The sequence below is a fragment of the Mesorhizobium sp. M4A.F.Ca.ET.090.04.2.1 genome, assembly GCF_003999085.1.
Lineage (GTDB): Bacteria > Pseudomonadota > Alphaproteobacteria > Rhizobiales > Rhizobiaceae > Mesorhizobium.
In genome coordinates this window covers 1-6,598 of record NZ_RZOT01000340.1, presented here as the reverse complement: position 1 = coordinate 6,598, position 6,598 = coordinate 1, and the positions used below count along the sequence as shown (strand labels likewise).

At 63.7% G+C, this 6,598-nt stretch carries 9 protein-coding genes; 6 read left to right on the top strand and 3 right to left on the bottom strand.

The window, feature by feature from the left end:
• The coding region (locus tag EN781_RS21995; RefSeq protein ID WP_127400326.1) for an aconitase X at positions 1-535 on the top strand (535 nt) is incomplete at its 5' end.
• Positions 532-945 (top strand): DUF126 domain-containing protein, encoded by a 414-nt coding sequence (locus EN781_RS21990; RefSeq protein ID WP_126056651.1) that lies wholly within the window; start codon positions 532-534, stop codon positions 943-945. The genes EN781_RS21995 and EN781_RS21990, both read left to right, overlap by 4 nt.
• 5 nt (positions 946-950) lie before the next feature.
• Here the strand turns inward: EN781_RS21990 and EN781_RS21985 are convergent, their stop codons facing one another.
• Positions 951-1,952, bottom strand: coding sequence for a D-glycerate dehydrogenase (locus EN781_RS21985; RefSeq protein WP_126056652.1), 1,002 nt, complete (start codon positions 1,950-1,952; stop codon positions 951-953).
• 157 nt (positions 1,953-2,109) lie between these two features.
• On the opposite strand from EN781_RS21985, the gene EN781_RS21980 reads away from it, so the two are divergent.
• On the top strand, positions 2,110-2,670 hold the full coding sequence (locus EN781_RS21980) for an SH3 domain-containing protein (protein WP_126056653.1): 561 nt from the start codon (positions 2,110-2,112) through the stop codon (positions 2,668-2,670).
• Here EN781_RS21980 and EN781_RS21975 read toward each other — a convergent pair.
• Both EN781_RS21975 and irrA read right to left on the bottom strand, forming a co-directional pair.
• Complete coding sequence (locus tag EN781_RS21975; protein WP_126056654.1) at positions 2,667-3,056, bottom strand: DUF4260 domain-containing protein; 390 nt, start codon at positions 3,054-3,056, stop codon at positions 2,667-2,669. The genes EN781_RS21980 and EN781_RS21975 overlap by 4 nt on opposite strands.
• Positions 3,057-3,066: 10 nt before the next feature.
• Positions 3,067-3,498, bottom strand: coding sequence for an iron response transcriptional regulator IrrA (gene irrA, locus EN781_RS21970; RefSeq protein ID WP_126056655.1), 432 nt, complete (start codon positions 3,496-3,498; stop codon positions 3,067-3,069).
• Between the two features lie 265 nt (positions 3,499-3,763).
• On the opposite strand from irrA, the gene fabA reads away from it, so the two are divergent.
• The 3 genes from fabA (at position 3,764) to fabI (ending at position 6,451) form a co-directional block, all read left to right on the top strand.
• Entirely contained in the window at positions 3,764-4,282 is a 519-nt protein-coding gene (gene fabA / locus EN781_RS21965; RefSeq protein WP_126056656.1) for a 3-hydroxyacyl-[acyl-carrier-protein] dehydratase FabA, read from the top strand.
• 123 nt (positions 4,283-4,405) lie between these two features.
• Positions 4,406-5,626, top strand: a complete 1,221-nt coding sequence (fabB, locus tag EN781_RS21960) for a beta-ketoacyl-ACP synthase I (RefSeq protein ID WP_126056657.1) — start codon at positions 4,406-4,408, stop codon at positions 5,624-5,626.
• Between the two features lie 12 nt (positions 5,627-5,638).
• Positions 5,639-6,451 (top strand): enoyl-ACP reductase FabI, encoded by an 813-nt coding sequence (gene fabI, locus EN781_RS21955; RefSeq protein WP_126056658.1) that lies wholly within the window; start codon positions 5,639-5,641, stop codon positions 6,449-6,451.
• Positions 6,452-6,598: the final 147 nt, after the last annotated feature.

Genomic DNA, 6,598 nt, shown 5'->3' with positions numbered 1-6,598 from the left:
GTCCGGCGCCGTCGGCCTTTTTCACATTGCCGGCGTGACGCCGGAGGCGCCCGATGCCGAGACCATTCTCGCCGGCGCCGCGCCGGAAACGGTCATCCGCGTCACGCCCGAAATGGCCGCGAATGCCCGTGCGGGGCTGTCGACGGCAGCGGCGCCAAAGACAATCGACGCAGTTGCAATCGGCAGCCCGCATCTGTCGCTGGCCGAGTTCGACATGCTGGAACGGCTGATCGCCGGGCGGCGGCTCGGCGTGCCGATCTATGCCTGCACCGGCCGCCATGCGCTGTCCGGCCTCGAACAGGGTGGCCGGCGCAAGGCGCTCGAGGCAAGCGGGGTGGTGATCGTCGCCGACACCTGCGTGGTGGTGACGCCAATCATGCCGGTGCTCAGCAACGGCGTGCTGATGACGAATTCTGGCAAGTTCGCGCATTACGCGCCAGGCAACACCGGCTACTCCGTGCTCTACGCCTCCCTGGCCGACTGCGTCGAAAGCGCCGTGCTTGGTAAGCCACGATTTACGGACATCGCGGCGTGAGCGCCGCTCCGGAAATCCTGGTGCCGGGGCGAACCGGGCAAGGCGAGGCGCTGGTGCTGACGGCGCCGATCAGCTTCTGGGGCGGCGTCGACCCGAAAACCGGCCGCATTGCCGACGTGCGCCATCCGCAGCATGGTGAGATCATCTCCGGACGGGTGCTGTTCCTGCCGGGCACGATCGGCTCATCCTCGGCCTCGGCCGTGCTGATGGAGCTTGTCCACAACGGCCGGGCGCCAGCCGCGCTGGTGCTGCACGAGCCGGACGCGATCCTCCTGCTCGGACTCATCGTCGCCAGGGAAATGGGCTGGGAGACGCCGATCGCGGTCCAGCTTGCTCGAAACGTGTTCGAGACCTATCGCGGCAGCACTGTGAACGTCGCCGGCGATGGCGCCCTCACCATCGCTGGCTGACGGCCTCAGGTCCTGAGCGGCAGCACGCGGTCCGGCGGACGGTGGCCGTCGAAGAAGGCGCGGATGTTGATGATCACCTTCTCGCCCATGTCGATGCGGCCTTCGAGCGTCGCCGAACCCATATGCGGCAGAAGCACGACCTTGCCCTTGGCGGCGAGCTTCAGCAGCTTGCTGTTCAGCGCCGGCTCGTGCTCGTAGACGTCGAGACCGGCGCCGGCGATCTTGCCGTCATGGATCAGCTTGATCAGCGATTCCTCGTCGATGATGTCGCCGCGCGCGGTGTTGACGATGTAGGCCGAGGGCTGCATCAGCGCCAGGCGCCGCGCCGAAAGCAGATGGAAGGTCGCCGGTGTCGAGGGGCAGTTGACCGAGATGATGTCCATACGGGCCAGCATCTGGTCGAGGCTTTCCCAATAGGTCGCTTCCAACTCTTCCTCGACCGCCGGCAGCACGCGGTGGCGGTTGTGGTAGTGGATCGACAGGCCGAAGGCCTTGGCGCGCCGGGCGACAGCGGTGCCGATGCGGCCCATGCCGACGATGCCGAGACGTTTTCCCCAGATGCGGCGGCCAAGCATCCAGGTCGGTGACCAGCCGGCCCATTTCTTGTCGCTGGTCAGCACGTTGGCGCCTTCCGCCAGCCGCCGCGGCACAGCCAGCATCAGCGCCATGGTCATGTCGGCGGTATCCTCGGTCAGCACGTTCGGCGTGTTGGTGACGGTGATGCCCTTCTTTGCCGCCGCCGCCACGTCTATCTTGTCGACGCCATTGCCGAAATTGGCGATCAGCTTGAGATTGTCGCCGGCCTGGTCGATGAGTGCGGCGTCGATGTTGTCGGTGATCGTCGGCACCAGCACATCGGCTTCCTTGACCGCGGCGACAAGCTCCGGCTGCGTCATCGGCCGATCCTCGACATTCAGCCGCGCGTCGAACAGCTCGCGCATGCGGGTTTCGACGGGATCGGGCAGCTTGCGCGTGATGACGACGAGGGGCCTTTTCTTGCCTGCCATTGTTTCCTCGAACCCGATCTCGTTGAGACCTCTTTAACCAAGACAGGCGAAACTTGAAGCCGGTCGCGGTGCCAGCCACTCCTGTAACAAGCGGTGCCGCCGAAGACAAAGAAAAAGGGGCGCCGGTGCCAAAGGGCAGGCGCCGAAAGGAATGAAAGTGTCTGGTTTCGCGTCGCTTCGCCTGGCTCTCAGCGCGGCCGTTCTTGGCGCTCTTCTTTTTTCCCCGCAACAGGTGGCGGCGCAGAGCGCGGCCGGCCCGGCGCAGACGGTCACGCTGGGCCCCAGCGGCCTTCCCTTGCCGCGTTTCGTCAGCCTGAAATCGGGCCGCGTCAATTCACGCGTCGGCCCCGGCGCCAACTATTCGGTCGATTGGATGTATATGAAGGCGGGCCTGCCTATGGAAATCATCCAGGAATTCGACACCTGGCGCCGCGTGCGGGATGCCGACGGCTCGGAAGGCTGGATCAACCAGTCGCTGCTTTCGGGCCGCCGCACCGCGATCGTCGCGCCTTGGCAGCGCAGCAAGGGCGGCCGAATCAACCTGCTTGACGATCCCGATAAGGATGCAGGCGTCGTCGCCATCCTCGAGCCGGGCGTCATGGGCTCAATCAAGAAGTGCGACGGTCAATGGTGCGAGATGACCTTCGAAGGCCACACCGGCTGGCTGCAGCAGTCAGTCGTCTGGGGCGCCTATCCGGGTGAACGGGTCAAGAACTAATCCGGCCTGACAGGCGCAGGGACCTCGCGGCGGCCGATGCGGCCAAGATGGGTGTCCTGGAAACCGCTGGGCAGCTTGAGGCCGTAGCCGAGCGCGCGGTCGATGGCGATGTGGGAGATCCAGATCAGCGCGACTGCCGTCGCCATGGAACTACCGAGGACATATCCGGCCAGCGCCAGGGCAAGCGGGACGATCAGTATGTGCAGGGCGTTATAGGCGATGGCACCTACGCGCGGTCCGGCGAGGTAGCCCAGCATCGACAGGTCCGGCGCCAGGATGAGCAGCGCGAACAGCCACCATGACGTGCCCGTCATCGCATAGAGGACGACGGCCGCCGCCGCAGCGACACACCATTCGAGCCTGATTGCGAGATCGACAGGCCGCATCGGAAGCGGATCAGTCGCGCCGCTTCGGGCGCAGCCTCACCACGATATCGACATTGGCAATTTCCATGCCCTGCGGGGGCTCCGGCAGGTTGGAGACAGTCACCGGGCCGCTGGCGATATCGAATATCCTGTTTTCGCCTTCGATATAGAAATGGTGGTGGTCGGAAGTATTGGTGTCGAAATAGGTCTTCGACCCCTCGACGGCGAGGATGCGCAGCAGGCCCGCCTGGGTGAACTGGTGCAGGGCGTTGTAGACGGTGGCGAGCGAAACCGGCACGCCGGCTGCGATCGCCTCCTCATGCAGTTCCTCGGCCGACAGATGGCGGTCGCCCTTGGCAAACAGCAGATCGGCCAGCGCAACGCGCTGGCGTGTAGGCCTCAGGCCGGCCTCGCGAACCCGCTTGTCCACAGCGACATTATCCTTCCGGCAGCCCTGATCCATCTATCCCGTCGAAGCTCGCGCTTTCGGCCCAAAAACATGCCCAGAGTGGCGAAAAAACGTCATCGGCCGAAACTGGACACGTTTCGACATATATTCTGTCGGCCGAATGCGATCAATAGAGCAAGACGCTTGTGCTCCCGCGCGCATTGACCCGGGCAGACGGGCAGGTTAAGCGCAAACGCCGGTTTCCGGCCTTGGAAAGATTGTGTTAGGAAGCCAACGACAAGGGCGCCCACCGCCCGGGACGATCACGGGGACGAAATTGATGGCGGGTTCGAAGTCCAGCTACGAATATGAAGAACTGCTTGCCTGCGCCCGCGGCGAGCTGTTCGGACCGGGCAACGCGCAGCTGCCGTATCCGCCGATGCTGATGTTCGACCGCATCACCGAGATCAGCGAGACCGGCGGCGCCTTCGACAAGGGGTTCATCCGCGCCGAATTCGACATCAAGCCGGACCTGTGGTTCTTCGCCTGCCATTTCATCGGCAATCCGATCATGCCTGGCTGCCTCGGCCTCGACGCCATGTGGCAGCTGACCGGCTTTTATCTCGGCTGGCTCGGCGAGCCGGGCAAGGGCATGGCCCTGTCGACCGGCGAGGTGAAGTTCAAGGGCATGGTGACGCCGTCGGTCAAGAAGGTGGAATACGGGATCGACTTCAAGCGCGTGATGCGCGGGCGCCTGGTGCTCGGCATCGCCGATGGCTGGCTGAAGGCGGACGGCGAACCCATATACGCGGCGACGGATTTGAAAGTGGGTCTGTCCAAGCAATCGGCGGCGGTTTGACCGGCGCCACCACCCCGCCATGCGCCCTTTGAATGTGGGACCGCATAGCGCTTTTATTTTGCGTATGATCCTCTGCGAATTCCGATTGCGGTTTTCGAAATCATGCGCCGGAAGGAGTTGCGAATGAGACGGGTCGTAGTGACGGGCCTCGGCATCGTGTCGTCGATCGGCAACAATGCCAATGAAGTGCAGGCCTCGCTGCATGATGCCAAATCGGGCATCAGCTTTTCCAATTCCTTCGCCGAACACGGTTTCCGCTGCCAGGTCTGGGGCGCCCCAACGCTCGACCCGTCGGCAATGATCGACCGACGCGCGATGCGCTTCCTGTCGCAGGGCGCGGCCTGGAACCACGTGGCCATGGACCAGGCGATTGCCGACGCCGGGCTTGGCGAGAGTGACATCACCAACGAGCGCACCGGCATCGTCATGGGTTCGGGCGGCCCCTCCACCCGGACCATCGTCGAGGCGGCCGAAACTACGCTGAAGAACGGCAGCCCCAAGCGCATCGGCCCGTTCGCTGTGCCGAAAGCGATGTCGTCGACCGCATCGGCGACGCTTGCCACCTGGTTCAAGATCCACGGCGTCAACTACTCGATTTCGTCCGCCTGCTCGACTTCGGCGCATTGCATCGGCAATGGCTACGAGCTGATCCAGTGGGGCAAGCAGGACATGGTCTTTGCCGGCGGCCACGAGGATCTCGACTGGACGATGTCGGACCTGTTCGACGCCATGGGCGCCATGTCGTCGAAGTACAACGACAAGGCATCGACCGCTTCCCGCGCCTATGACGTCAACCGCGACGGCTTCGTCATCGCCGGTGGCGCGGGCGTGCTGGTGCTGGAGGAACTCGAGCACGCCAAGGCGCGCGGCGCCAAGATCTATGCCGAGATCGTCGGCTATGGCGCGACCTCGGACGGCTACGACATGGTGGCGCCCTCGGGCGAAGGCGCGGTGCGCTGCATGCGCCAGGCGCTCTCCACGGTGTCTACGCCGGTCGACTACATCAACACGCACGGCACCTCGACGCCGGTCGGCGATTCCAAGGAAATGGGCGCCATCCGCGAGGTGTTCGGCGACAAGATGCCGTTCATCACCTCGACCAAGTCGCTGACCGGCCATTCGCTGGGCGCCGCCGGCGTGCAGGAATCCATCTACTCCATCCTGATGATGCAGGGCGGCTTCATCGGCGAGAGCGCCCATATCGAAGAGCTCGATCCGGAATTCGAAGGCATGCCGATCGTGCGCAAGCGCATCGACAACGCCAGGATCGACACTGTTTTGTCCAATTCCTTCGGTTTCGGTGGCACTAACGCAACGCTGATTTTCCAGCGCTATTCCGCATAAGGATCGCCAGTCATGGACGGACTGATGAAGGGCAAGCGCGGGCTTGTCATGGGTGTCGCCAACGACCATTCGATCGCCTGGGGCATTGCCAAGAAACTGTCCGAGCACGGCGCCGAGCTCGCCTTCACCTATCAGGGCGACGCCTTCGGGCGGCGGGTCAAGCCCTTGGCGGAAAAGCTCGGCGCATCGCTGGTGGTGCCTTGCGACGTCGAGGACAGCGCCTCGGTGAGCGCCACGTTCGAAACGCTCGGCAAGGCCTGGGGCGGACTGGACTTCGTCGTCCATGCCATCGGCTTTTCCGACAAGAACGAGCTCAAGGGCCTCTACGCCGACACCAGCCGCGACAATTTCGTCCGTACCATGGTGATCTCCTGCTATTCCTTCACCGAGGTCGCCCGCAACGCCGCGCCGCTGATGACGGATGGCGGTTCGATGATCACGCTGACCTATGCCGGTTCGGTCCGGGTGATGCCGAACTACAATGTCATGGGCGTCGCCAAGGCCGGACTGGAAGCCAGTGTGCGCTATCTCGCCAACGACTACGGCCCGCGCGGCATCCGGGTGAACGGCATCTCGGCTGGACCGGTGCGCACGCTCGCCGGCGCCGGAATTTCGGACGCCCGACACATGTTCTCCTACCAGCAGCGCAACTCGCCGCTGCGCCGCACGGTGACCATCGACGAGGTCGGCGGCTCGGCACTCTATCTGTTGTCTGATCTCTCGTCCGGCGTCACCGGCGAGATCCACTATGTCGATTCCGGCTATCACATCGTTTCCATGCCAACGCTCGATGAATTGAAGCAGAGCGACGGCGCCCGGGAATAATCCCGCCGGAAATACTCAGCTTCTGGTAAAATTGGATTCATTGGCGGAAACTCATTTTAAGGAGATTTCCGCTAGAACGTCCCGCACCTTGGGGACTCTGCATGTCTGCTGTCAGCAACCCGAAGCGAACTCCGCTGTTCCGACTGC